This window comes from Mesorhizobium sp. P2_C7, from assembly GCF_056404515.1.
This window is the reverse complement of record NZ_JBFUDW010000009.1, coordinates 38878-63729: the sequence shown is the minus strand read 5'-3', so window position 1 is coordinate 63729 and position 24852 is coordinate 38878. Positions and strand designations below refer to the sequence as shown.

Here is a 24852-nt window from a genome sequence, read left to right as displayed (position 1 = left end):
TGAAAATTAGCGAAATCATCGGTGAAGGCGTCCTTCTCCCCGTCGCTATACGGGGAGAAGTGCCCGGCAGGGCGATGAGGGGCGGCGCCAGCCTTGGCTTGAAAAGCAAGTCGGCGCTTCTCAAATCGCCTAGATAAACTGCACCTGGACGATCTCGTAACCCCTTGCGCCGCCTGGCGCGTTGACCTCGATGGCGTCGCCGACTTCCTTGCCGATGAGCGCGCGCGCGATCGGCGAGGAGATCGAGATGCGGCCGGACTTCACGTCGGCTTCCTGGTCGCCGACGATCCGGTAGGTCTTCTTTTCCTCGGTGTCCTCGTCGACCAGCACCACGGTGGCGCCGAACTTGACCTTGTCGCCGCTGAGCTTGCTGACATCGATCACTTCGGCGCGCGCGATATAATCTTCAAGCTCGTTGACCCGGCCCTCATTGAGGCTCTGCGCCTCTTTTGCGGCATGGTATTCGGCATTTTCGGAAAGGTCGCCATGCGAGCGCGCCTCGGAGATCGCCTCGATGATGCGCGGCCGCTCTTCCTGCTGGCGCCAGCGCAGCTCTTCCTTCAATGACGCGAACCCCTCGCCTGTCATCGGGACCTTGTTCATGATGCCTGACCTTTCCTGCTGCCACCCCCGCGTTTCGGGGAAAGCCTTGTCAATGGGTACAAAAAGAAAACGGTCCGAGAGCCTCGGGCTAACGGAACCGTTTCACCGCAATTTCCCTGAATATAGCAATCTTCGCAGGTTTTTCACGCCCAAAAATCGGTTTTGCGAAAATGTTCTCCGGCTTTCACAAATGCCGGTCGCTGCTTTCGCAAATACTGTCGCGGCCGATGCGAACCGGCGATGGCCGGCAACAAAAAATCCGGCCGCGATCGCTCGCGGCCGGATTGAGAAATATTGGGCGCCGAAATCAGCTCCGCATGAAATGGTCGATCTGCTCCGACAGCATACCGTATTCGCGCGAACCCTTGCCGGTCCGCTTTTCGATTTCCATCAACTGCTGCTGGGCACCGGCCAGATCGCCGATCTGCAGATGCGCTTCGCCGAGATATTCGCGCACCAGCGTGTAGTTGGGGTCGATGCGCAGCGCTTCCTCATAATAGCCGAGGCCGACGGTGACGCGGCCGGAATGGCGGTGCGAATAGCCGAGATAGTTGAGGATGCGCGGATCCTGCTTGTTGGCAGCGAGGCTGAGCACGGCGATCGCCTCGTCATAGCGCCCGGCCAGCGCCAGCGAATGCCCGGCATCATAGATGCTGTCATCATCCAGCATGCCTTCCTGGGGTGCGACGCACTTTTTCTTCTTCTTGTCCCAGACCTGGCCCTTCTTGCACTGGGTCACGGTCTGGTCGCTTCCGCCGCTACTGCCGGCGGCGTACACCGGAACGGCAAGGAACTGCAGTGCGACAAGGGCAGTCGCCGCCTGGATCAGCATTCTTTTATGCATCGAAGCCTCCTTGAGGGGTGAGAATGCAACACTAACGCCGGACGCCCTCGGTTTCATCCCGGAAAAAAAGCATATCGGAGAACATCAGGTGACGGATGCTGCAAATCCGCTATCATTCAAGCAAACGACCTGACGGAGACGGAATGTGCAGCGGCGCCTTGAAAAGGATTGGGAGCTTTCGATCGGCCCCGACACCGTGCGCCTGTTCATCCTCAAGGCCAAGGCATTGAGTGCCGCCGTCAATGAAGACTATGCCGGTGGCGCCGAGCATGAGGTCGAACTCGACGGTGAGGCCCATGCCAACCACCATCATGACGGCCTCGCCGAGGAAAGTTCCGAAAACCTCACCGAGGAAGAACTGCGTGAGTTGATCAACGACCTCAATGTCGATGAGGCAGCCGAACTCATTGCCCTCGCCTGGATCGGTCGCGGCGACTACGATGGCACCGAATGGGCGGATGCGCTTGCCGCGGCGCGCGAACGCGCCAACAAGCGCACGGCAAAGTACCTGCTCGGCATGCCGCTGCTTGCCGACTGGCTGGAGGAAGGGCTGGAAGCGATCGGCGCGTAACATCGTGGTTACCGTTCGTGATGGGGCCAAGGCAACCTCCTTGCGTCCGCGCCGTTGACGGCCATGGGGTCGATTGTCTTTTCCCAAACCTGCAGGATTGCACTGGTCGTAGCCATCGCGGCTGTGCTGGTTGCGCCCGCCGACGCCAGACATCGCCATTGGCACCACAAGCCCCAGGTGGAGCAGCCGATGTCGCTGCGGGCCGACCAACCGCTGGAACCGCGGGGCAAGCATCGGCTGAAACGGCGGGGCTCTCAGCACGTCACGCCGGGCCCGACACAGATACAGCAGAAAACGCAGGATCCGCTGGCATCACCAGCCGAGGTTCCGGTGCCGGAGCCACGTCCCCCAGACGCGCAGAAGGCCGACGTTTCAAAGAAGGACGAGCTGAAGACGCAAGCTCCAAAGACCGGCGGAGCGGTTGACCGGCTCAATGAAGAAAAGTCGCATCAAAAAAAGCCGCCCCGCCCCGAACCATCGGCCGATACGGAAAACGAACCGGAGCCGCCTTCCGTGGCGCCGACGCCACCACCAAAGCCTGGGACCGTGGAGCCCGAGGTTGAGCCGCCGGCTGTCGCCCCGCAGCCGCCGCAAAAGCCGGCGGATGCGGGCGACGAGAAAATGCTGCCCGACCCGCGCTCGGCCGATCTCCCCGACGACAAGATGCCCGACGAGGAAGTCTCTTGCCGCGAGCGGCTGAAGACGCTCGGTGTCGAGTTCGAGGAACACAAGGCAGAACGCAATCCCGACATCGGCTGCTCGATCCCCTACCCGATCGTGCTGAAGACAATCGGCAAGTCGATCGCCATCGGCCCCGGCACCGAGCTCAATTGCCCGATGGCCGAAGCTGCGGCACGTTTCGCCGCTGACGTCATCCAGCCGGCGGCGAAAGCCGAATTCGGCGCGGATCTGCAATCGATCGGCCAGGCATCGGCCTTTGTCTGCCGGCCGCGCCACGGCACGAGAAAACTGTCGGAACACGCCTTCGGCAACGCGCTCGACATCGCCAGCTTCACGCTGTCGGACGGCAAGAAGATCGAAGTCGGCCCGGCGCCGCCGGAAAAGGACGCGAAATTCCTCAACGCCGTGCGCAAGGCCGCCTGCGGACCGTTCAAGACCGTGCTCGGACCAGGCGCCGACCCCGACCATGCCTTGCATTTCCATCTTGATCTCGAACCGCGCCGGCATGGTGGCACCTTCTGCCAGTGAGCTTGGTGGGCCGACACTGCATGCCGCAATTCGGCCGCAGGCATGAACACGGGCGCTGAGTTTTCCTTTACCCTTGATCGTTAAAATGCCGGATATCCGTGAATGGGATTTCCGCCAATGGCCGGCAAATTTCGCGTCGTGTTTTCCACCGCCGCGCGCCAATCGAAACGTGCTGCGATGGTCGCCGCCGGCCTTGYCCTCGCGGCGGTTTCGGCCTGCAACACCGGCAGCGTGCTGTCACTTGAACCGGCCGTCGATGTCGGCTCGCAGACCGCTGCCGTGCCGCAATACACGGGCATGCAGAAGCTTGTTCCGTCCAATCCCTATATGACGAGCGCCGCCTATCCGCGCATGGATGAGCCTATGTCGCCGGTCGAGCAGATGCCGGCCAGCGAAACCGACTGCCGCCAGCAGTTGAAGCGCCTCGATGTCGCCTACACCGACCTGGCGCCGATCCATGAAGGTCAGTGCGGCATCGATTATCCGGTCAAGGTCTCGGCCATCGGCAGCATCCAGATGAAGCCTGCCGCCACGCTGACCTGCGACATGGCCGCGACCTTCGCGGGCTGGACGAAGAACGAACTCGTTCCCTCCGCCCGCTGGCGCTATTTCTCCGGCGTCAAGACCATCCACCAGGGTTCCAGTTATTCCTGCCGCAACATTGCCGGCGAAGGTGTGCTGTCGGAGCACGGTAAGGGCAACGCGCTCGACGTGATGAGCATCGAGCTCAACAATGGCGACGACATCGACGTGCGCAAGCCCGGCCTGTTCGCCTTCCGCACCCGCGGTTTCCTCAACAATGTGCGCGCCGACGGCTGCCAGTATTTCACCACCGTGCTTGGCCCCGGCTACAATTACGACCACCGCAACCACTTCCACTTCGACATCAAGAACCGCAGGAACGGTTATCGCGCCTGCCGCTAGAGTGTCGGACAACAGCATGTCGACACCCTTTGCCGGCGAAACACGACATCGCATAGAGTGATGCCGGAACGTTCGGGCGACGGTGATGAGCCAGCGAAGTTTTCAGCGACGCATTGCAATCTGGATGACGGCCTTCCTGGCCGCCTATCTGGCGCTCGCCTATTTCGCCGCGCCGGAATTCTGGACATTCCGGGATCGCGGCTTTCGCACCCAGCGTTTCGAGATGGTGACGCACACGCCGCAAGGCATTCCGGGTGATCCAATCAATGTCGGCCTTGTCGGCACCAAGAAGGAAGTGGTCCATGCCTTCGCCGTCACCGGCTGGGACACTGCCGATGCCGTGACCTTGACGACCGCGATCGAGATCGGTGAAAGCGTGCTCTTCGACCATCCCTATCCCGATGCGCCGGTCAGCCGGCTGTTGTTCGACGGCCGCGCCCAGGATCTTGCGTTCGAAAAGCCGGTGGGCGCAAGCGCCGACAGGCGCCATCATGTCCGCCTCTGGCAGACAGGCGCGAGCGGCGATGACGGCCGGCCGCTGTGGCTTGGCTCGGCCAGCTTCGATCGCGGCGTGGGGCTGAGCCACGATACCGGCGCCATCACCCATCACATCGGCCCCGACATCGATGCCGAACGCAATTTCCTGATGCGCGATCTGGCCACCGCCGGCACGCTGATCTCGACCAGAGACATGGCGGGCATCGGCGCCACCAGCAGCGGGCGCAATGGCGGCGGCGATCCCTATTTTACCGACGGCGAGGCCGTTGTCGGCGTGTTGAAGCAACTGCCGTGAGATCATGTGTTCTGAGACCAGATGGTCCGGGATCGACCTGAAAATTGGCCGTGACCCCGATGCCGCGGACGACATCGGTTGAGAGCTGCCACTGTCATTTTCTAAAAATCTTGGCGGACTATTTTCGAAAGCCGCGCCGCAATGCTATTGACCGCTCATGCTATACGTCGAAATCGCTATCGTGGTCGTCCTCATCTGTGTGAACGGCCTTTTGTCTATGTCCGAGCTCGCCATCGTCTCGTCGCGTCCGGCCAGGCTCAAGGCGATGATCGACCGCGGCGTCAACGGCGCCGGCCGGGCTCTTGAGCTTGGCTCCAATCCCGGCAAGTTCCTGTCCTCGGTGCAGATCGGCATCACTTTGGTCGGCGTTCTCTCTGGCGCGTTTTCCGGCGCCACGCTGGGCGACCGGCTGGCCACCTTCCTGGCCTCGACCGGCATGCGCGAAAACGTCGCCGATCCGGTCGGCGTCGGCATCGTCGTCGCCATTATCACCTATTTCTCGCTCATCGTTGGCGAGCTGGTGCCCAAGCAGATCGCCTTGCGCGATCCCGAGCGCGTGGCCGCGCGGGCGGCCCCGGCAATGACCATCCTCGCCACCGTCTCGGCTCCTCTGGTCTTCCTGCTCGACATTTCCGGCCGCGCCATATTGTGGTTGCTCGGCCAGCGCGGCGAAAGTGAGGAGAAGGTCACCGACGAGGAGATCAAGATGCTGGTCGCCGAGGCCGAGCATCACGGCACCATCGAATCCGACGAGCGGCGCATGATTGCAGGTGTCATGCGGCTTGGCGACCGCGCAGTTCGCGCCGTGATGACGCCGCGCACCGAGGTCGACTGGATCAATCTGCAGTCCGACGAGAGCACCATCCGCAAGCTTTTGATGGAGACCCAGCATTCGCGCCTGCCGGCGGGCGACGGTGGCGTCGACGTCATGGTCGGCGTGGTCCAGACGCGTGACGTGCTTGCCGCGCTGCTTGCCGGCCATGTGCTCGACCCGCGCAGGCATGTGCGCGCCGCTCCCATCGTCTATGACCAGGCCGACGCGTTGGACGTGTTGCAGAAGCTCAAGGAATCCGACGTGCCGATGGCGCTGGTGCATGACGAATACGGCCACTTCGAAGGCATCGTCACCCCGGCCGACATTCTCGAAGCCATCACCGGCGTCTTCCGGGCGGATATCGATGCCGGCGACGAGGAAAACGCGGTCAAGCGCGAGGACGGCTCATGGCTGCTCGCCGGCTACATGCAGGCCGACGAAATGGCCGAGATTCTGGGCTTCGACCTGCCGGAAAACCGCGACTACGAGACCGTCGCCGGCTACGTGCTGGCGCACATGCACCATCTGCCGGCGACCGGCGAATGCGTCGACGCGCAGGGCTGGCGCTTCGAGGTGGTCGATCTCGACGGCCGCCGCATCGACAAGCTGATCGCCACCCGCCTGCCCGGCTCGCACCGAGAAGCCGTGCGCTAACGAATGGCCTTCCGGCTCCCTGTCTGATTCGTTCGATCGTCGCTTTGATCCCGCCTCAATGTGCGTCCGGAGGCGGCGCCTTAGGTGTGACGTTGCGCAGGAACGGTACGAGAGCCGTCGCGATGACGAACGCGATCATGATCACCAGGAACGCATCCGCGTAAGCCATCGTGGATGCCTCGCGATAAGCCAGCTGCCACAGCTGTTTCAGCGAAGCAGTGTGACCGTCGGCCACTGCGCCCGGGATCTGGCCATAGCGCTGCGCGACGCCGTCGACCAGGCGCATGGCCGCCTCATTCTGCGGCGTCAGGTGCGATGCGATCATCAGGAAATGGAAGTTGGTGCGGTCGTTCAGGATGGCGCCGCAAACGGCGATGCCGACCGCGCCGCCGAGATTGCGCATCGTGTTGAACAGGCCACTGGCATATTTCAGCCGTTCGGGCGGCAGGCTGCCGAGGCCGAGATTGACGCTCGGCGCGACCGCGAAGACCTGCGGGAAGCCACGAAAGATTTGCGGCAGAAGCAGCTGCGCGGCGCCCCATTCGCTGGTGATCGCGCTGAAGCTCCACATCGACGCGCCGAAGGAGGCAAGCCCGAACATCATCAGCCAGCGCGTGTCGAAGCGCTTGGCGAGAAAGATGTAGACGGGGACGCCGACCATCGAAGCGACACCGGTGGAAAAGACCGCCAGCCCGGTCTGCAGGGCGTCGTAGCCGCGCACGTAACCGAGAAACAGCGGCGTCAGGAAGATCGTGGCGAAGATGCCGACGCCGGTGATGAACGAGAGAAAACAGCCAATCGCGAAATTGCGGTTGCCGAAGGCGCGGAAATCGACCACCGGCTGCGAATAGGTGAGGCTACGGACGACGAACAGTACTCCGGTGACCCCGGCGAGGATGGCGCCATTGCGGATTGTCGCATCATCGAACCAGTTCCAGCGCGAACCCTCCTCAAGAACATATTCAAGTGTGCCCAGGCTGACCGCCATCAGGACGATGCCGATGTAGTCGGCGCCCTTCAAAAGGGACGGATCGGGTTCGTCGATCTTGACCAGGACGGCGACGAGGATCGTGATGATGGTGCCGGGAATGACGTTGACATAGAAAAGCCAATGCCAGCTCAGCGTATCGGTGATCCAGCCGCCGATGACGGGGCCGAGCGTCGGCGCGATCGAAGCGATGCTGCCAACAACCGCGGCCGCATAGACCCGCCTCGGACCCTGGAAATAGTGGAACGACGAGGTGAAGACCGTCGGGATCATCGACGCGCCGAGCAGCCCCTGCAGCGCGCGGAAAGCGATCATGCTTTCGATGTTCCAGGCCAATCCGCAAAGCATGCTTGCCAGGGTAAAGCCAGCGGCCGAGATGGTGAAAAGCCACCGGGTCGAGAACACGCGCGTGAGCCAGCCCGACAGCGGGATCACGATGATTTCCGCCACCAGGTAGGATGTCTGCACCCAGCCGATCTGATCCTGGGCAGCCGACAGGCCGCCGCCGATATCCTGGAGCGAGGACGCGACGATCTGGATGTCGAGAAGTGCTATGAACATCCCCACGCACATCACCATGAACGGCAGGATGCTCGCGAAGAAGGACTGCGGGACGGCACGCTCTGACATGGCGTTCTCAGTGCGACGCGGTGTCGACCGTCACGGCGGTCGACAGACCCGGCCTGAGCGCAACTTTCTGCGCCTGGTCCTGGTCGATCGTGATCCTGACGGGAACACGCTGGACGATCTTGGTGAAATTGCCGGTCGCGTTCTGCGGCGGGATCACGCTGAAGATGGCCCCGGTTGCGGGCCCCAGGCTGGTGACATGTCCTTTGAGCGGCTCGTCGGGTGCAATGTCGGTATAGACCGTCGCCGGCTGCCCGTCGGCCATGTGGCGCAGCTGATCTTCCTTGAAATTGGCGTCGACCCACAGCCCCGATGCCGGAACGATCGTCAGGAGATAGCTGCCGGGTGAAACATAGGTGCCGACCTGCGCCAGCCTGTTGCCGATGATCCCATCGATGGGCGAGCGGATTTCGGTGAAGCCGAGATCGAGCTGCGCGGTGTCGACATCGGCCTTGGCTGCCGCGACCGCGGCGGTTGCTTCCGAGATCTGGGTGTTGAGGACGTCGAGCTGTTGCTTCGCCGCCGCAAGTCCCGCACGGGAGGCGGCGACCGAGGCCTTGGCTTGGCCATCGGCGGCAAAGCTTCTCTCGGCGTCCTGCTGGGAACCGGCCCTGGTGCTGGCCAGCACCTCATAGCGCTTCGCGTCCTGAGCGGTGAAAACGGCGGCCGCGCTCTTGGCCTCGAGATCGGCCTCGGCCTGCTCGATCACCGAATTCTGCAGCGAGATTTGGGCATGAAGGTTGTCGAGAGCCGACTGCTGCTGCTGGACCGATGCCTGCGCATGCTCCAGCGCCGCCTTGAAGGACCGGTCGTCGATGCGGATCACGAGCTGACCCGCCTCGACATGCTGGTTGTCCTCGACAAGGATCTGGTCGATATGACCGGCGACCCGTGGCGCCAGCGGCGTGACGTTGCCGCCGACATAGGCGTCATCGGTCGAGACGAGAAAGCGGCCGGCCTGCCACCACTGGACGCCGTACCAGCCGGCGACGCCGATCACGACAAGGCCTGCCAACATCAGCAGCGGCCTGCGACGCTTCCTGGCGGGCATGGGAGTGGCGGCAACGGAAATGGCAGGCGTGAGATTTTGGGCGACCGATGGCTGCAATTCGGCCGGCGAAAGAACCTTGTTCATCTGCCGCGCCCCTCGTCCTGGCTGTGCTGAAGCAACGCGTTGTCGACCAGCGGAAGGCCTGAGCCTTCGCTGCTGAAGCGATATCGCCGCCGCATGCGATCGGTGGCCTTGGGTGCCGTTGCCATGGCGAAGTCCTCGCTGTCGAGTTCCTTGCCGGTCTGGCGATCGACCAGCACCGGCTCGGCCCAGCGCCCGTCAGCCTTGTCCACAACGACGAGGCTGGGGCCCTCGGGCGCCAGATGCTTGTTGCCCCAAGCGAGCAAGGAAAGCAGGACCGGGCGGAAATCGCGCGCCTTGGAGGTCAGCACATATTCATGGCGAAGCGGCCGTTCGCAGTAGACGCGCTTCTCGAACAGGCCGCGCTCGACCAGGCTGTTCAGCCGCCGCGTCAGAATGTTGGGCGCAATCTCCAGGCTCTTCTGAAACTGGTCGAAGCGCGTCAGGCCCTGGAACGCATCCCGCAGCAGCAGAATGCTCCACCACTCGCCCACATCGTCGAGGCTGCGCGCGATGGGGCATGGGCGGGTTTCGAAGCTTGTTTTGGCAACCATTGTCGCTGGTCTCTTTCAAAATGAAAGTGACTCATAGCCTAGTGGATTGCATTATGCAAGTGACTTGTGAGGATCGAGGGCTGGAACCCGGTTTTCAACGGAGATCGGCTAAAACACCAAGACGTCGATTCCGCCCATCGGATGGACGGCAGCGCCGTGCACTACGCTGTGGATACGGATCGCGACGACGTCACGTCAAAATGATAGGGTCATGTGCTCGACCAAAGGCCTTGGCCTCGGCATGCTCACCGGCCCGCGTCACATCCCGGCGGTAGCCTGAATGGCCGCGGCGGGCCGGCCCCAWGCCGGCCCGCGTGCGTTTCATCGACAAGCTCCTCGCCACCCGCCTGCCAAGCCGCGCTGATAATTGTCGAGAAGCGCTGACATCCATGAAACCTTTTGATTTTTAAGCCGTTGTCGGCCTATGTCCGGGGTCAAATCCAAGCCGAAATCTGTCAACGGTGCCAAACCACGCGGAGCTGAAAAGTCGCGCCAGGAAAAGGCATCGACTGTCGAAGCCGCGCCCGAGGCCGACGGGCATGCGGCGCCCGAGGTCGACGGGCATGCCGCGCCCGAGGTCAACGGCCAGGCCGCGCCGCCGCCCGATGTCATCGAACCCGATCCGGAACTGACGCCAGAAAAGGCCGAGCAGGCGCGCAAGAGATATCTGTTGAAGCGCTTCTGGATCAGTGCGCGCGGTTACTGGGGCCGCGGCGGCGACAGGCTCGCCTGGCCGTTCACGATCGGGCTGTTGATCCTGATATGCGTGAACGTCGGCTTCCAGTATGGGATCAATCGCTGGAACCGGGCGATTTTCGACGCCCTTGAGCAACGCGACGCCCACACCGTGTACTTCCTGAGCGTCGTTTTCGTGCCGCTGGTGCTCGGAAGCGGAAGCCTTGTCGTTACGCAAGTCTTCCTTCGCATGACGATTCAGCGCCGCTGGCGTTCCTGGCTCACCACCGCGGTCATCGCGCGCTGGCTCGCGAACGGCCGCTACTATCAGTTGAACCTCGTCGGCGGCGACCACCAGAACCCCGAAGCCCGCGTTTCGGAGGATTTGCGGATTGCCACCGAATCCCCGGTCGACTTCACCGCCGGTGTCATCAACGCGTTTCTGTCGGCCTCGACCTTCATCGTGGTGCTGTGGACGATCGGCGGAGCCCTGAGCTTCACAGTCTCGGGTTCGACCATCACGGTTCCCGGCTTCCTCGTCATCACGGCGATCATCTATGCCGCGATCACGTCCACTTCGATGGCGGTGATTGGCCGCCATTTCGTCCACCTCTCCGAGGAAAAGAACCAGGCGGAAGCCGAATTCCGCTACACGCTGACGCGCGTGCGCGAGAACGGCGAGAGTATCGCGTTGCTCGGCGGCGAGGAGGAGGAGCGCAGCGGCATCGACAAGAGGTTCGCGCATGTGCTCAGGCAATGGGCGCTCCTCACAGGCCAGCACATGCGCACCGCACTGGTGTCGCAGGGGTCGAGCCTGTTTGCGCCGGTCGTGCCGATTCTGCTTTGTGCTCCAAAGTTTCTCGAAGGCAACATGACACTTGGACAGGTCATGCAGGCTGCCTCCGCCTTTGCCATCGTGCAGGGCGCATTCGGATGGCTGGTCGACAACTACCCGCGTCTCGCCGACTGGAACGCCTCGGCAAGGCGCATCGCCTCGCTGATGATGTCGCTCGATGGGCTCGAGCGAGCCGAGCAGAGCGACGCCCTGGGACGCATCCAGCGTGGCGAAACCGAAGACGGCGCGATGCTCAGCATCGACAATCTCTCCGTGACGCTCGACGACGGCACGTCCGTGGTCAAGGAAACCAAGGTCGTGATCGAACCGGGCGAGCGGGTGCTGGTCGCCGGCGAATCTGGCTCAGGCAAGAGCACGCTGGTGCGGGCCGTCGCGGGTCTCTGGCCATGGGGTGGCGGCAGCGTCAATTTCCACGCCGACAGGCGGCTGTTCATGTTGCCGCAACGACCCTACATCCCCTCAGGCACGCTTCGCCGCGCAGTCGCCTATCCCGCCGCCGCCGACAACTGGACGATCAAAGAGATCAAGGCTGCGCTTGATAGGGTGGGCCTCGCCTACCTCGCCGACAGGATCGAGGACGACGCGCCATGGGACCAGACCTTGTCGGGTGGCGAAAAGCAGCGGCTCGCCTTCGCGCGTCTCCTGCTGCACAGCCCCGACATCATCGTGCTGGATGAAGCAACCGCGGCGCTCGATGAGAAGAGCCAGGGCAAGATGATGGAGGTGCTCATCCAAGAATTGCCGAAGGTCACCATCATAAGCGTTGCGCATCGTGCCGAACTGGAGGCCTTCCATAGCCGCAAGATCACGCTGGAGCGGCGCGAGGGCGGTGCAAAGCTTGTCAGCGATATCGATCTTGTCCCACGCAAGGGCAGACGCAACTTGATCGGGCGCGCCTTGTGGGGCTCCGGTGGGCTCCGATCGAAGGGCAGCGTGACTTCAAGTAAGGCGACGCAGTCCCAGACTAAAATTTGAAGTCCGCCCGGTCTGAAGGCGATTAATCGACAAACAATATCAGGGCATCAGCACCACCTTCCCCGTCGAGCGGCGCTCGTCGAGCAAGCGGTGCGCTTCGCCAGCCTGGTCGAGCGGGAAGCGGCCGCCGATCGCAACCTGGAGCCGACCGCCTGCCGCCAGTTGGAACAGTTCGGACAGGCTGGCTTTCAGTACGTCCGTGGACAGCAGCGGCAGCAGCGCGAAACCTCTCAAAGACTGGTTGCGGCCGATCATCGCTTCCAGGTCGGAAGCCGCAAGCGTGTAGCGGCCAAGTGCGGCGAACACCAGTTCGCCGCCGGGTGCCAGAGCCTGCAGCAACGCAGCCGTCAGTGGGCCGCCGACCGTGTCGTAGATGATATCGGCGCCCTGCCCGTCGGTGACGTCACCGAGGTGAGCGGGCCACTCCGGCTTGAGATAGTCGACGGCGGCATCGGCGCCGAGCGACAAAGCGAGATCGAGCTTGGCCTTGCCGCCGGCGGCCGCGATCACCTTGCGGCGCCCTTTAGCCTGGCCAGTTGGACAAGCAGCGAACCGACGCCACCCGATGCGGCCGGCACCAGCACAGACTTGCCGCCGGGCGGGCTTTGCCGCAGCAGGTGAAGGGCCGTCAGCCCCTGTACCATCAACGCTGTGGCATCCTCGAACGACAGGGCATCCGGCAGCCGCACGACGAGATCGGCGTCGATCGTCACCTCCTCGGCATAGCCGCTGTGAGGATGCTTTGAAACGAACAAAGGCGCGGCGACACGGGCTCCCAGCAGCGACGCATCCGCCCCGTGTCCAACAGCCTCGACGAAGCCCGCGGCCTCGACCCCAAGGATCATCGGCAGTTGCGGCGTCACCGCGTAGCCATCCCTGCGCATCAGCACCTCGAAGAAATTTATCCCGGCGGCATGGACGCGGATCAGCACCTCGCCGGCCTGCGGCACTGGCGACGGCAGGTCGACCGCCTCCAGTACGTCGGGACCGCCGAAGCGGCTGAGTTGAATGGCTTTCATGGCAAACTCCGATCGCTATGGCATCGGCCACGGTTTGCCACTATCTGCGCAGCCTCGACTACACACTCATTTGTCCCCTGCTGACCAGGAGGTGACCATGGCCAATCCAGGCAAGAGACTGCCCATCAAGCGATTGCCGATGCTGCCGGCGGAACGCGCCCTGAAAGTGATCGCCGGGCGCTGGAAGGCGGTCATCCTCTACCATCTCTTCGACGGCCCGCGACGACTGTCGGTGCTGAAAGCGATGATGCCCGGCATCACCCAGAAGGTTCTGATCCAGCAGCTGCGCGAAATGGAGGAGCACGGCCTCGTCAGCCGCGAGATCTTTGCCGAAGTCCCCTCGCGCGTCGAATACTCCGCGACAAGTCTCGGCCTCAGCCTCGAGCCGATCCTGCTTGCGCTTTGCCAATGGGGCCAGCACCACGCCGACGAACTCAACGAAATGCATCGCCTCGCCGATTGCATCATCCGCCCAAGGCCGGCGCGGGAGACGCACGCCTCCCACAATTGAAAAAGGGCGGCGCTAGCGCCGCCCCGGATCCTTGGGAGGATAATTCGAACCGGCGGTCAGGCCGCCTTGACTTCCTCGGCGACGGCGTCGGCCTGACGTGCTGCCTTCAGCACCTTGGCCCACCACGAGACGTCGTTGACCAGCGCCGTGGCGGCCTGGTTCAGGTGCTCGAGCTCTTCGAGCTTCTTCTCGCCCTGGCGGACGGCGAGGAAGTCGCCCCAGGCGATATGGACGGCCGACTTGACCGGCGCCATCTGCAATTCGACCGCATGAAGGCGCAGTTGCTCGACGGCGCGGGAGCCGCCGACGCTGCCATAGCCGACGAAGCCGGCCGGCTTCTTGTTCCATTCGTTGGCAGCGTAGTCGATGGCGTTCTTCAGCACGGCCGTCGGACCATGATTGTATTCGGCGGCGGTGAAGATGAAGCCGTCGAATTCGGCGACCTTCTTCTGCCAGCGCTTCGCCACTTCATTCTGGGACGGTGCCCAGGCGGAGGATGCGACCTCGTCGAAGAACGGCAGTGGGAAGTCGCGCAGGTCGACGATCTCGACGTCGATATCGGCATGCGATTTGGCGATCTTGGCAATCCACTGGGTTGGTACGTCGGCGAAACGGGCGGCGCGCGTCGAACCGACAACGATGGCGATCTTAGGTTTTGACATGGGGCTCTTCCTTGCAAGTAAAGCTGGTATCGTTTGGATACCGGCGCTATATGAGATACTGTCAACTCGCGGCGCAAGGAGGCACCTTTTTGTTACTGAGGAACCCGCTCAACACCGAAGATTGCCGCGCCGTTTCGGAAATCCTGCAGCGCGTCGGCGATAAATGGACCGTTCTGGTGGTCGGCAAGCTCGGCCAAGGACCGTTGCGATTCAATGAGTTACGCGCTGCTGTCGGCGGCATCTCGCAGAAGATGCTGACCACCACCTTGCGCGGATTGGAGCGTGACGGCTTCGTCACCCGCACGGTGTTCCCGACCATACCGCCGCGCGTCGATTATGAGCTGACCGAACTCGGCCATGAGTTGCTGATCCCCGTCAGCGCACTCGGTGAATGGGCCCGTGTCAACACCACGCGCGTGCGGGCAGCACGTGAGAAATTCGACGCGACGCATGCCTGAAGCCTTTGTATTGGAATGGTTTTTGCCGATGGCTGCGCTAGCGACATCGCATTCCGTCGGCGGCTGTTGACCCGGTTTCGGGTCTGGCTTTCAGACGAACGCCGTCAGCGGACAAGGACAAAGCCGCGGCGGCACCTGCCAGCGCGGCGTTCAGCAATCGTTGACTGATTGTCTTCGTTCATCAACAGACCGTGCGCGGCCCGTTTCGCATCTGCCGCGTGTTCACCCCGGCATGGCTGTGCGCCGAAGCCCCCGGTCAGGCTTCCGCCGGAACCGCCTTTGGCTTGCCCTCGCCATCCAGCGCCACCATGACGAAATCGGCATGGGTGACCTTCTCCATCAGGTCTGAGAGATAGCGCTGCGCCCAGGCCTCGACCTTGAGCGTCATCGAGGTGCGGCCGACACGCTCGACATGGGTGTAGATGCACAGCGTGTCGCCGATCTTCATCGGCTTGGCGAAGGACATTTCCTTGACCGCCGCCGTCACCACGCGGCCCTTGGCGCGCTCGGCCGCACGGATGCCGCAGGCAAGATCCATCTGCGCCATCACCCAGCCGCCGAAGATGTCGCCGGCCGCATTGGCGTCCGAAGGCATGGCCAGCGTGCGCAGCGTCAGATCGCCGAGCGGCCGTCCTTCAGCGTAGTGCACCATGGGGGAAATCCTTCGAGGTCAATGCCCTCGATCCCGTAGCGTCATGGCGCAGAGAGGTCAACGCGCCACCCACCGAAGTCTCGGTTGGCCGCTAGAAGTAACGCGCGAGGTTCGAGCGAATGCGGTCCAGGACGCTATGCCCAGACAGGTCGGGAGAGAATTCCCTGCCGGTGATTGCCTCGTAAGCCTGTGCATAGACCCGGGATGCCTGTTCGACAATCTCGTCGGGTATGTCAGGTATCGGTTGGCTGTAAGGATCGCATCGCGCAGAGACCCACGACCGGATGAAATCCTTGTCGAAACTCTCCGGCCGGCTGCCGCTGGCGAGGGCTTCCTCATAGCTCTTGGCGATCCAGTACCGGCTGCTGTCCGGCGTGTGGATTTCGTCGGCAAGGATTATGGTCCCGTTCCTGTCGGTGCCGAATTCGTACTTCGTATCGGCGAGGATGAGGCCGCGTTCGGCGGCGCGCTGCTGTCCACGGGCGAACAGCCGCAAGGCATAGCCCGACACGGTATCCCACTGCGCCTGGGTGAGAAGGCCCTGGTCAAGGATCTCGGCCTTGGACAGCGGCTCGTCATGGCCACCGTGCTGGGCTTTGCTGGTCGGCGTGATGATTGGCTCGGCCAGTTTTTCATTGTCGCGCAGGCCGTTCGGCAGGGTCATTCCATACATGTCCCGGTCACCGCGCCGGTACCTTGTCAGGATCGAGGTGCTGGTGGTTCCCGCCAGATAGCCGCGCACGACGATCTCGACCGGCAGGATGTCCAGCCTTGTGCCGACGACAACGTTCGGGTCGGGATATTCGAGAACATGGTTCGCGCAGATATCGGCGGTTTCCTCGAACCAGTACCGCGCCGTCTGGGTGAGGATCTCCCCCTTGAACGGGATCGAGGTCAGGATGGTGTCGAAGGCACTGAGACGGTCGGTGGCGATGATGATGCGCCTGCCGTCCGGCAGGTCGTAGTTTTCGCGGACCTTGCCGCTGTAGTGGCCCGGCAATTCGGCAATGAAAGCATCAGGCAAGGTTCGCATATGATTCCTGCCTTCCGCAGATTGGCTGATATCATCGCATAAGCTGTCGACCCCATGCATATCAAGCGCGATTGTCGGGATTCCCCGCAACTCGACCTGGCATCCCGGTCGCTTTTTTCACAACCGATGCCGGAAGGCGCGGCGACGCGGCCGACCCGCCGCGTCTAGGCTGTGGCCAGATTTCCGGAGCCGCCCACCAATCATGCAGACCTATGACTTCATCATCGTCGGCTCCGGCTCGGCCGGCTCGGTCCTGGCCGACAAACTGTCGGCCTCCGGCCGCTTTTCCGTGCTGGTGCTGGAAGCCGGCGGCACCGACCGCCGCTTCTACGTGCAGATGCCGCTCGGCTACGGCAAGACCTTCTTCGATCCGGCGGTGAACTGGAACTACAAGGCCGAGCCGGACCCTGGCTTAGCGGGCAACGCCGACCACTGGCCGCGCGGCAAGCTGCTCGGCGGCTCGAGCTCGATCAATGCCATGGTCTGGATCCGGGGCGCGCGCGAAGATTTCGATGCCTGGGCAGCCGCCGGCAACCCAGGCTGGGGCTATGACGATATCTTGCCCGCCTTCAAGGCGCTGGAGGACAACCAGGCCGGCGCCGACGCATGGCGCGGTGTCGGCGGCCCGCTGCATGTCACCGATTGTTCGGACGCCGTCCACCCGCTGACCAAGCGCTATCTCGCCGCCGGCCAGCAGGCCGGCCTGCCGCTTAACCCGGATTTCAACGGTGCTGCCCAGGAAGGCGTTGGCGTGTACCAGATCTCGACCAGGAACGGCCGCCGCATGTCGGCGGCGCGCGCTTTCCTGCGCCCGGCGATGAAGCGCGCCAACGTCCGCGTCGAGATGAACGCGCAGGCGACCAGAGTGCTGTTCGAAGGCAGGCGCGCCGTCGGCGTCGAATATCTCCAGAACGGCGAGACGAAGACGGCGCGTGCCGGGCGTGAGGTCATCCTGTCGGGCGGTTCGGTCAACTCGCCGCAATTGCTGCAGCTGTCCGGCGTCGGCCCCTCGGCGCTGCTCAAGGGGCTTGGCATCGCCGTCGTCCATGCCAACGAGAATGTCGGCGCGCATCTGCAGGACCATGTCGGCATCAACTACACCTTCAAGGGCAGGCTGCCGACGCTCAACCAGACGCTGCGTCCATGGTGGGGCAAGCTCCTGGTCGGCATGCAATACATCCTGACGCGCTCCGGCCCGCTGTCGCTGTCGATGAACAATGCCGGTGGCTTCTTCCGCACCGACCCGGCGGCGACCCGCCCCAACATGCAGCTCTATTTCCAGGCCTTCTCGACCGTCATTCCCAAAAGCGGCGAGCGTCCGATCCTGACACCCGACCCGTGGCCGGGCTTTTCCATCGGCCTGTCCAATTGCCGTCCGTCGAGCCGCGGCGAGATCATGATCCGTTCCAGCAATCCGCGCGACTATCCCAGGATATCGGCCAATGCCTATTCGACCGAGGCCGATGTCGCCGAGATGCTCGACGCGGTGAAGTTCGTGCGCAAGATCGCCTCGATGCCGGCAATGGCCGAGATCATCGAGGAAGAGGTCCTGCCGGGGCCGTCGATCACTTCAGACGCCGATCTGATCCAGGATTTCCGGAAGCGCTCGGGCACCGTCTATCATCCGGTGTCGACCTGCCGCATGGGGCCTGATCCCTCCCGCGCCGTGGTCGATCCGCGCCTCAAGGTGCACGGTATCGAGGGCTTGCGTGTCATCGACGCCTCGATCTTTCCCGACAACATCACCGGCAACACCAACGCCGCCTCGATCATGACCGGTTGGAAGGGCGCCGAACTGGTTCTGGAGGACCAAAAATGAAAATCACCGACGTCAAGACCTGGGTTGTCGGCAACCCGCCGCCCGGCATCGGCGGCAAGTATTTCATCTTCGTCAAGCTGACCACCGATGGCGGTGTCGTCGGCTATGGCGAGGCTTACAACGCCACCTTCTCCGCCCATGTCACGGCGAAGATGGTCGAGGATATGGCCGAGCGCTATTTGATCGGCCGCGATCCGCACGACATCGAGAACTTCTTCCGCCGCGCCTATTCCTCCGGCTTCACCCAGCGCCCGGACGTGTCTGGCATGGGGTGCTTCTCGGCGCTGGAAATGGCCTGCTGGGACATCGTCGGCAAGGAGGCCAACAAGCCGGTCTACAAACTGCTCGGCGGCCAGGTGCACGAGACGCTGCGCTCCTACACCTATCTCTACCCGCACACCGGCAGCGTCCATTCGGAGGACGCTCCGGACGGCAGGAACGTCTACAACGACCCCGAGATGGCGGCTGCCTGCGCGCTCGAATATGTCGAGCAGGGCTTCAACGCCGTTAAGCTCGACCCGGCCGGTCCCTACACTGCCTTTGACGGCCATCAGCCGCGTCTCGTCGACATCGATGTCTCCACCCGCATGATCAAGGCGATCCGCGAGGCGGTCGGCACCCGCGCCGACATCCTGTTCGGCACCCACGGCCAATTCACCGCCTCCGGCGCGCTGCGCATGGCCCGCGCCATCGAACCCTATGATCCGCTGTGGTTCGAGGAGCCGGTGCCGCCCGACATGCCTGAAGTGATGGCGCAGGTGGCGCGAGGCACGTCGATCCCGATCGCCACCGGCGAGCGGCTGACGACCAAGTTCGAATTCGCCCGCGTCATCGAGAACCGCGCCGCGACCATCCTGCAGCCCGACCTCGGCCGCTCGGGCGGCATCCTCGAAACCAAGAAGATCGCCGCCATGGCCGAGGCTTACCACATCCAGGTCGCCCCGCACTGCTATTGCGGGCCGATCGTCGGTGCTGCCAACATCCAGCTGGCGGTGACGCTGCCCAACTTCCTCATCCTAGAATCGCTGAAGCAGTGGGATGGGTTCCACGCGACGCTGCTCACGAAGAAGATCGAGTGGCAGGACGGCAATGTCATCCCGTCGAAGGAGCCCGGCCTCGGTGTCGAACTCAACGAAGCGGTCTGCGATGCGCATCCCTACACCGGCAAGGAATTGCATCTGCAGATGATGCAGACGCCGCTGATGCCGTGAGCGAAAGCTACGCCTTCATCGGCCTTGGCCATCTCGGCGGCAATCTTGCCGCCAGCCTGATCCGCAACGGCTTCGCGGTCACCGTCTTCGACCGCGAGCCCGCTGCTGTCGAGCGCCTCGTTGCGCTGGGCGCCACCGCCGCCAACAGTCCCGCCGAGGCCGCCTCGCGAGCCGGCAATGCGGTAACCTGCCTGCCCTCGCCCAAAGTCAGCGAAGCGGTGTTGGCCGGTCCAGGCGGCTTGCTCGAGGGCCTGCCCGAAGGCGGCACCTGGATCGAGATGTCGACCAACGGCCGCGACGAGATCGTGCGTCTGGCCGCCCTCGCCTCGGCCAAGGGCATCGAGACGTTGGAATGCCCGGTCACCGGCGGCGTGCATCTGGCGGCGGTCGGAAAAATCACCGCACTGGTCGGTGGCGATGCGGCACTCTATGCGCGCCATCGCCCGGCCATCGAAGCGATGTGCGCGAAGTCGTTCCTCATGGGTCCGGTCGGTTCGGCGGCGGTGATCAAGGTGATCACCAACATGCTCGCCTTCATCCATCTTGTCGCCGCCGGCGAGGCCTTGATGCTGGCCAGGCAAGGCGGGCTCGACCTCGCCCAATCCTACCACGCCATCGTCGCCTCCTCCGGCAACAGCTTCGTCCATGAGACCGAAAGCCAGCTCATTCTCAACGGCTCCTACGACATCGGCTTTACCATGGACCTGGCGCTGAAGGATCTCGGCTTCGCGCTCGCCATGGGCGAACAGTCTGGCGTGCCGCTTGAGCTTGCCACGCGGGTCAACGCGATTTTTGAGCAAGGCAAGGCTGCCTATGGCGGCGCCGCGTGGTCGACCCAGATCGTCAAACTGCTGGAAGATGCCGTTGGCACTGACCTGCGCGCGCCCGGGTTTCCAGCCAAGCTCGAAGTCTGACACCAGGCAAGAAATCAAGCGATTTCAGTTGGTTGGACCCATCTCCGAACTCACCTGAATCGATCTGTTAACGACTTGATTCAATATCTGAGCGTCAGCGCGCCGGGCAGGATCTCGAAGGTCGCCGGTATGCGTCCCGGCGACTCGCCATCGATGTCGACCATCGCGCCGTTCGTCTCGACATCGCCGAGCGGCTCGACCACCACTTTCCGGCCGCGCAGGATGGTGATCGCGGGATGGTTGCGGTGCCGGCCGCCATAGAGCAGCCGGATATCCCAGATCAGCTTCAGCTTGCCGGCGGCGCGCAGGATGACGATGTCGAACTGCCCATCGGCCAGTTCAGCATCCGGCGCGATCATCATGCCACCGCCGAAGAACTTGCCGTTGGCGACCGCCACCAGCGCCATGCGCGCCTCGACCGGCGTGCCGTCGTCGACCGTGATCCTGACATGCTGGAAGCGGTAGCGGATGAATTCGACCACGGTGCGCCACAGGAACAGCGACTTCGCCGACATCTTGCCCTTGCGCTTGTCGGCGTTGACGGCGCGGTCGGTGGCACCTGACAGGCCGAGGCTGGCGATGTTGATGAAATGCCGGCTGGCCAGCGCGCCATGGTCGTCGATGTAGCAGATTCGTCCGGCATCGACTTTCCGAGGCTTGGTCTCGGCGAGCCGCTTCAGCACCGCATCAACCTCGCGCGGCAGGCCGAGCCCGCGCGCGAAATCGATGCCGGTCCCGCACGGCAAGAGGCCAAGCTCGGTTGTTCTGCGGCCTTCCTTGGACGCCTGCAGCAGCCCGTCGGCCACCTCGCTGGCAGTGCCGTCACCGCCGGCCGCGATCACCAGGTCGAAACCGTTTGCCGCGAGATCGAGCGCCAGCCTTTCGGCATCACCTTCGGCCTGCGTCTCGCGCAGCTCGAATTCGCCGAAATGCTTTTTCAGCGACGCGGCGACCTCCGGCCAATGCCGTTTCAACCGGCCGCCACCGGCAATCGGATTGAGGACCACTCCGACTTTCAAGCACACCCTCCCGCGAGGACATCAAGGCGCCCGGCGCCTCGAATCCTTTGCCGGCATTGAAACCCGCGCCCGCCGACAGGGCAAGGGTGAATGTCCACCGCTGCCGCCCGTCATGGCGGACCGGAAAATCCGTTGTCCTTGCTTGATCCCCGATAATCCCACTATCCACAGGCTTGCCGCAGTGTCGCCAACCACTTACCCGGCGTACATTGAACCCATCTCAGGCGGCTACCGATCGCCCAGCCGAAAGGCGAAGTGAAAGGCGGATTTCCTGAGGCCCGTACGGCCCTGAGCGAGAGCAGGCTTGCCTGTTGGAGGGACGGATGCCGAGACCTACGGGGCCGCGGAAAGCGTGCCAACGCCGACGGCGGACCGATGCTGCCATGAAGGACGGCAAAAACCTTCGATGGTGCGCAGGGCAAAGCCCGCAAGGGCGGAGACCGGCGTGGTCCCGAACGGGCGCTGCTCTCGGGTGGCGGGCTGGCAGGACCGTCAAAATCAAGGCCGGCATGGCGCGACGACTTTAGGGAAGTTGCTGCCGCGACCGTGTCCTGATCTGACAGGGAGGCGCTGGGAGAGATCCCGGCGCCGACTGTCGTTTGGCTATCCCCTACAATTTTTACGCTGTTTCCGGATATGGCTGCAACCGGCTCTAAAATCAGCTAACGTCCGGCGTCAATTGAAGGGGGATACTTCATGACGTTGATCCAGAAGCTTGCCGTTGCGTATGCGTTCCTGTTCTTCGCCGTCGTTGCCATCGGCTACATACCGGCGTTCAACGATGCCAACGGCAATCTGTTTGGCCTGTTCTCGCTGCAATGGTATGATGACCTGCTGCACGCCTTCTCCGGCGTCTGGGCGCTGGCCGCCGCCTTCATCTCGCATCGCCAGGCGGTGTTCTATTTCAAGCTGTTCGGGTCGGTCTATCTGTTCGACGGAGTGCTTGGCCTGATCACCGGTTCCGGCTGCCTCGATGCCGGCATCTTCATCAACGGCTTCCGCTCCCTCAACGATATCGAATTCCCGGCCCGCTTCTTCGCCAACCTGCCGCACATCGTCATTGGCGGCTTCGCCGTCTATGTCGGCTTCTGGCTGTCGAAGCGCCTACACGACCACTTCGCCACGGCCTGATCCGGCAATGTTCCTGTTTCGCTGGCTGAAGCGCATCGTCAAGGCGATCCTGTGGCTGATCGTCATTCTCGTCCTGATCCCGGTCGTCGGGCTGAGCTATGGCTTCCTGATAACGTCGTCACTCGACAAGGCACCGCTGCCCGGCATTGCCGACGGCGCTCCGCCCAAGGCGCTGGCCGACAAGGTTCGCGCCGAAATCCCCGGCTATCAGCGGCCGGAGGAATCGACCTTCCTCACCTACCCGGAATGGGCGATCGTCTACGCCGCGCGCGAATATGCCGGCTTCGTCGACAAGAACCCGCCGAGCGGCTTTCCCTATTGGTCCTATGTCGGTCGCTTCTGGCAGGACTACGCCATGGTGATCCGCGCCAGCTCTGCCTACAGTTTCAACTTCGCCAACCACCAGATGCTGGTCATCATCGGCACCAGCCACAGCATCGAACACATCTTGCAATGGGCCTATGAGAACACGGTCGGTCGCGTAACCGAGGCGACCGCCGGCAAGCGCACCGCCGCCGACATCTATCAGGCCAAGGTGGCGGCCGACTATGCCGCTTTCCTCGACCAGGTGCCGTGGTATCAATTTCCCTATGCGCAGAAGCGCGCCGGCCTGTTTGCCGTGCAGCCGGCGCCAGGCGACAGTTCCATCCGTACCAGCGAACGCAAGCTTGCCTTCGGCCTTGCCGACACCATCAAGCAGGGCTACGCCGACCTGATCAAGCAGGCACTCGCAGCCACATCCCCACCAGCCTTCCTCGACATCCATGTCTGGGCCAAAGGGCCGGTCGGAGAAGCGACGCGCAACGAGCCCGATACATTGCTCGAGCGCGACTACGGCGCCGACGGCGCTGTCTTCGTCACCAAGCGCTACCAGGTCTTTACCGACATGATTCCGCGCCTGATCGACAAGGGCGTCTCCTTCGTCGAAATCGGCGGCAATGACGAGATCATGGTCACCGTGCTTTCGGCCGACTCGATCGCCGTTCCCGAAGGCATCCGCATCCTGTTCAGCTATCCGCTGCCGGCCGACACGGCGACGCGCCGAACCGGGCTGACCGTCGCCGTGCGCAAATTGCATCTCGTGCTGCCGGCTCTGATCAAGTCAGGTGCAAAGCTCGAACACGTCTATGACTATTGAAACGATAGCCAGGCAATGCGCAGACTGATCCACATCGTCGGCTGGCTTGCGCTCACGCTGGTCGCGCTCATTGTGGTCGTGCTTGTCGGCTTTCGCGGCGCGGCGGCGCTGCGAGAGAACCTGTCACCCGAGGAGGCAGCTCCGGCGGGAGCGCTGTTTGCCACCGTCGATGGCCTGAAGATCCACTACCAGATTTGGGGACCGCAGGACGGGCCGCCGCTGCTGCTGTTCCACGGCACCGCCTCCTGGGCCGAGACCTACCGCGATATCGCCGTGCCGTTGGGAGACCAGGGCTTTCGCGTCATAGCGCCCGACATGCCTCCCTTTGGCTATTCGCAAAGACCGGTCGACCAGGACTATTCGCGCGCTGCCCACGCAAAACGCGTCCTCGGTTTCGCCGACGCGCTCGGCCTGCGCCATTTCAGTGTCGGCGTCCACTCCTATGGCGGCGGTGGGGTGATCGAAGCCGCCTTCGAGGCTCCGGACCGCATCGACGCTCTGATCCTGCTCGACGTGGCACTTGGCCTCGGCCGGACCGAGGCGCCGACAATGCCATTTGCCGCTCTCCTGAACCTGCGATGGCCTCGCGACCTGCTCACTGCCTCGACCTTCACCAATCCGCTCATGGTCGGACCGGGTCTGCGCTCGTTCATCGAGAACGACGACGTGGTCACGGCTGAACGCATCGCGATCTACGCGCGGCCCCTCAATGTCGAAGGAACCACCGATGCGGTCGGCCATTGGCTGTTCAGCGGCCTGTTCAACGACGAACGAAAATCCCTTGCCGCCAACCTCGCGAACTTTCGCACCTTCACGCCGCCCGTTCTCGTCATCTGGGGGCGAGACGATACGACCACGCCCCTGGCACAGGGTGAAGAGATTGCCGCGTTGTTTCCGCACGCCGAACTGGCGGTCCTCGATGGCGTCAACCACATCCCGCAGGTCGAACGTCCGCACGATGTGGTGCGGCTGATCGCGAACTTCCTCAAACGAATCTTGCCGGCTACTCGATAGATCGACCGTTCGGCGCTCCGCCACGCTCATTCCACAATCGCGGCCAAATCCC

General features: G+C 63.2%; 23 protein-coding genes and 1 pseudogene. 14 read left to right on the top strand and 10 right to left on the bottom strand.

Going from position 1 to position 24852, the window contains the following annotated elements; translation table 11 throughout:
• Positions 1-129: 129 nt before the first annotated feature.
• Together greA and AC1D2G_RS19580 are read right to left on the bottom strand one after the other, a co-directional pair.
• Positions 130-603 carry a transcription elongation factor GreA gene (gene greA, locus AC1D2G_RS19585; RefSeq protein ID WP_095090920.1) on the bottom strand — a complete coding sequence of 158 codons (474 nt, stop codon included), beginning with the start codon at positions 601-603 and terminating at the stop codon, positions 130-132.
• A 307-nt stretch (positions 604-910) separates the two neighbouring features.
• Positions 911-1447 (bottom strand): tetratricopeptide repeat protein, encoded by a 537-nt coding sequence (locus tag AC1D2G_RS19580; protein WP_095090919.1) that lies wholly within the window; start codon positions 1445-1447, stop codon positions 911-913.
• A 145-nt stretch (positions 1448-1592) separates the two neighbouring features.
• Here AC1D2G_RS19580 and AC1D2G_RS19575 point away from each other — a divergent pair, with 145 nt between their 5' ends.
• The 5 genes from AC1D2G_RS19575 (at position 1593) to AC1D2G_RS19555 (ending at position 6412) form a co-directional block, all read left to right on the top strand.
• On the top strand, positions 1593-2018 hold the full coding sequence (locus AC1D2G_RS19575; protein ID WP_184874603.1) for a DUF3775 domain-containing protein: 426 nt from the start codon (positions 1593-1595) through the stop codon (positions 2016-2018).
• Positions 2019-2195: 177 nt separating this feature from the next.
• Positions 2196-3227: an extensin-like domain-containing protein gene (locus AC1D2G_RS19570; protein WP_477228328.1), complete on the top strand. Its 1032-nt coding sequence runs from the start codon at positions 2196-2198 to the stop codon at positions 3225-3227.
• 117 nt (positions 3228-3344) lie between these two features.
• Entirely contained in the window at positions 3345-4151 is an 807-nt protein-coding gene (locus AC1D2G_RS19565) for an extensin-like domain-containing protein (RefSeq protein WP_477415994.1), read from the top strand.
• Between the two features lie 85 nt (positions 4152-4236).
• Positions 4237-4944 carry an LssY C-terminal domain-containing protein gene (locus AC1D2G_RS19560; RefSeq protein ID WP_477228167.1) on the top strand — a complete coding sequence of 236 codons (708 nt, stop codon included), beginning with the start codon at positions 4237-4239 and terminating at the stop codon, positions 4942-4944.
• Positions 4945-5101: 157 nt separating this feature from the next.
• Positions 5102-6412, top strand: a complete 1311-nt coding sequence (locus tag AC1D2G_RS19555) for a hemolysin family protein (RefSeq protein ID WP_477228168.1) — start codon at positions 5102-5104, stop codon at positions 6410-6412.
• Between the two features lie 55 nt (positions 6413-6467).
• Here AC1D2G_RS19555 and AC1D2G_RS19550 read toward each other — a convergent pair whose 3' ends face one another.
• Genes AC1D2G_RS19550 through AC1D2G_RS19540 form a run of 3 tightly spaced genes read right to left on the bottom strand, consistent with a single transcriptional unit; the run spans position 6468 to position 9713 of the window.
• Positions 6468-8030, bottom strand: coding sequence for a DHA2 family efflux MFS transporter permease subunit (locus AC1D2G_RS19550; RefSeq protein WP_477228169.1), 1563 nt, complete (start codon positions 8028-8030; stop codon positions 6468-6470).
• Between the two features lie 7 nt (positions 8031-8037).
• Positions 8038-9162 carry an HlyD family secretion protein gene (locus AC1D2G_RS19545; protein WP_477228170.1) on the bottom strand — a complete coding sequence of 375 codons (1125 nt, stop codon included), beginning with the start codon at positions 9160-9162 and terminating at the stop codon, positions 8038-8040.
• A complete protein-coding gene (locus AC1D2G_RS19540; RefSeq protein ID WP_095090912.1) occupies positions 9159-9713 on the bottom strand; it encodes a winged helix-turn-helix transcriptional regulator in 555 nt (184 codons plus the stop codon). Before AC1D2G_RS19540 ends, AC1D2G_RS19545 begins: the two co-directional genes overlap by 4 nt.
• A gap of 424 nt (positions 9714-10137) precedes the next feature.
• On the opposite strand from AC1D2G_RS19540, the gene AC1D2G_RS19535 reads away from it, so the two are divergent.
• The gene (locus AC1D2G_RS19535) at positions 10138-12219 is read left to right on the top strand and encodes an ABC transporter ATP-binding protein/permease (RefSeq protein WP_477228171.1); all 2082 of its coding nucleotides are present in this window, start codon (positions 10138-10140) and stop codon (positions 12217-12219) included.
• Positions 12220-12258: 39 nt separating this feature from the next.
• Here AC1D2G_RS19535 and AC1D2G_RS19530 read toward each other — a convergent pair.
• Positions 12259-13238, bottom strand: a pseudogene (locus AC1D2G_RS19530) (quinone oxidoreductase family protein).
• On the opposite strand from AC1D2G_RS19530, the gene AC1D2G_RS19525 reads away from it, so the two are divergent.
• Positions 13237-13749 carry a winged helix-turn-helix transcriptional regulator gene (locus AC1D2G_RS19525; RefSeq protein WP_477228173.1) on the top strand — a complete coding sequence of 171 codons (513 nt, stop codon included), beginning with the start codon at positions 13237-13239 and terminating at the stop codon, positions 13747-13749. The pseudogene AC1D2G_RS19530 and the gene AC1D2G_RS19525 overlap by 2 nt on opposite strands.
• 56 nt (positions 13750-13805) lie before the next feature.
• Here AC1D2G_RS19525 and AC1D2G_RS19520 read toward each other — a convergent pair whose 3' ends face one another.
• Positions 13806-14411: an NADPH-dependent FMN reductase gene (locus AC1D2G_RS19520; RefSeq protein WP_477228174.1), complete on the bottom strand. Its 606-nt coding sequence runs from the start codon at positions 14409-14411 to the stop codon at positions 13806-13808.
• Positions 14412-14500: 89 nt separating this feature from the next.
• Between AC1D2G_RS19520 and AC1D2G_RS19515 the strand changes: the two genes are divergently transcribed.
• Positions 14501-14869, top strand: coding sequence for a winged helix-turn-helix transcriptional regulator (locus AC1D2G_RS19515; protein ID WP_167392347.1), 369 nt, complete (start codon positions 14501-14503; stop codon positions 14867-14869).
• 256 nt (positions 14870-15125) lie between these two features.
• Here AC1D2G_RS19515 and AC1D2G_RS19510 read toward each other — a convergent pair whose 3' ends face one another.
• Positions 15126-15521: an acyl-CoA thioesterase gene (locus AC1D2G_RS19510; RefSeq protein WP_095090906.1), complete on the bottom strand. Its 396-nt coding sequence runs from the start codon at positions 15519-15521 to the stop codon at positions 15126-15128.
• Between the two features lie 91 nt (positions 15522-15612).
• Positions 15613-16554, bottom strand: a complete 942-nt coding sequence (locus AC1D2G_RS19505; protein ID WP_477228175.1) for a phosphoribosylaminoimidazolesuccinocarboxamide synthase — start codon at positions 16552-16554, stop codon at positions 15613-15615.
• A 202-nt stretch (positions 16555-16756) separates the two neighbouring features.
• Between AC1D2G_RS19505 and AC1D2G_RS19500 the strand changes: the two genes are divergently transcribed.
• Genes AC1D2G_RS19500 through AC1D2G_RS19490 form a run of 3 tightly spaced genes read left to right on the top strand, consistent with a single transcriptional unit; the run spans position 16757 to position 20498 of the window.
• Complete coding sequence (locus AC1D2G_RS19500) at positions 16757-18373, top strand: GMC family oxidoreductase (RefSeq protein ID WP_477228176.1); 1617 nt, start codon at positions 16757-16759, stop codon at positions 18371-18373.
• Entirely contained in the window at positions 18370-19584 is a 1215-nt protein-coding gene (locus AC1D2G_RS19495) for a mandelate racemase/muconate lactonizing enzyme family protein (protein ID WP_477228177.1), read from the top strand. The genes AC1D2G_RS19500 and AC1D2G_RS19495 overlap by 4 nt, the downstream gene beginning before the upstream one ends.
• Entirely contained in the window at positions 19581-20498 is a 918-nt protein-coding gene (locus AC1D2G_RS19490) for an NAD(P)-dependent oxidoreductase (RefSeq protein ID WP_477228178.1), read from the top strand. Before AC1D2G_RS19495 ends, AC1D2G_RS19490 begins: the two co-directional genes overlap by 4 nt.
• An 80-nt stretch (positions 20499-20578) precedes the next feature.
• On the opposite strand, the gene AC1D2G_RS19485 is transcribed toward AC1D2G_RS19490, so the two are convergent.
• Entirely contained in the window at positions 20579-21517 is a 939-nt protein-coding gene (locus AC1D2G_RS19485; protein WP_477415993.1) for a diacylglycerol/lipid kinase family protein, read from the bottom strand.
• A gap of 696 nt (positions 21518-22213) precedes the next feature.
• On the opposite strand from AC1D2G_RS19485, the gene AC1D2G_RS19480 reads away from it, so the two are divergent.
• Genes AC1D2G_RS19480 through AC1D2G_RS19470 form a run of 3 tightly spaced genes read left to right on the top strand, consistent with a single transcriptional unit; the run spans position 22214 to position 24800 of the window.
• A complete protein-coding gene (locus AC1D2G_RS19480; RefSeq protein WP_477415992.1) occupies positions 22214-22648 on the top strand; it encodes a hypothetical protein in 435 nt (144 codons plus the stop codon).
• Between the two features lie 7 nt (positions 22649-22655).
• Positions 22656-23786 carry a hypothetical protein gene (locus AC1D2G_RS19475; RefSeq protein WP_477415990.1) on the top strand — a complete coding sequence of 377 codons (1131 nt, stop codon included), beginning with the start codon at positions 22656-22658 and terminating at the stop codon, positions 23784-23786.
• A 15-nt stretch (positions 23787-23801) separates the two neighbouring features.
• Positions 23802-24800 carry an alpha/beta fold hydrolase gene (locus AC1D2G_RS19470; RefSeq protein WP_477415988.1) on the top strand — a complete coding sequence of 333 codons (999 nt, stop codon included), beginning with the start codon at positions 23802-23804 and terminating at the stop codon, positions 24798-24800.
• The last annotated feature ends 52 nt before the right edge of the window (positions 24801-24852 follow it).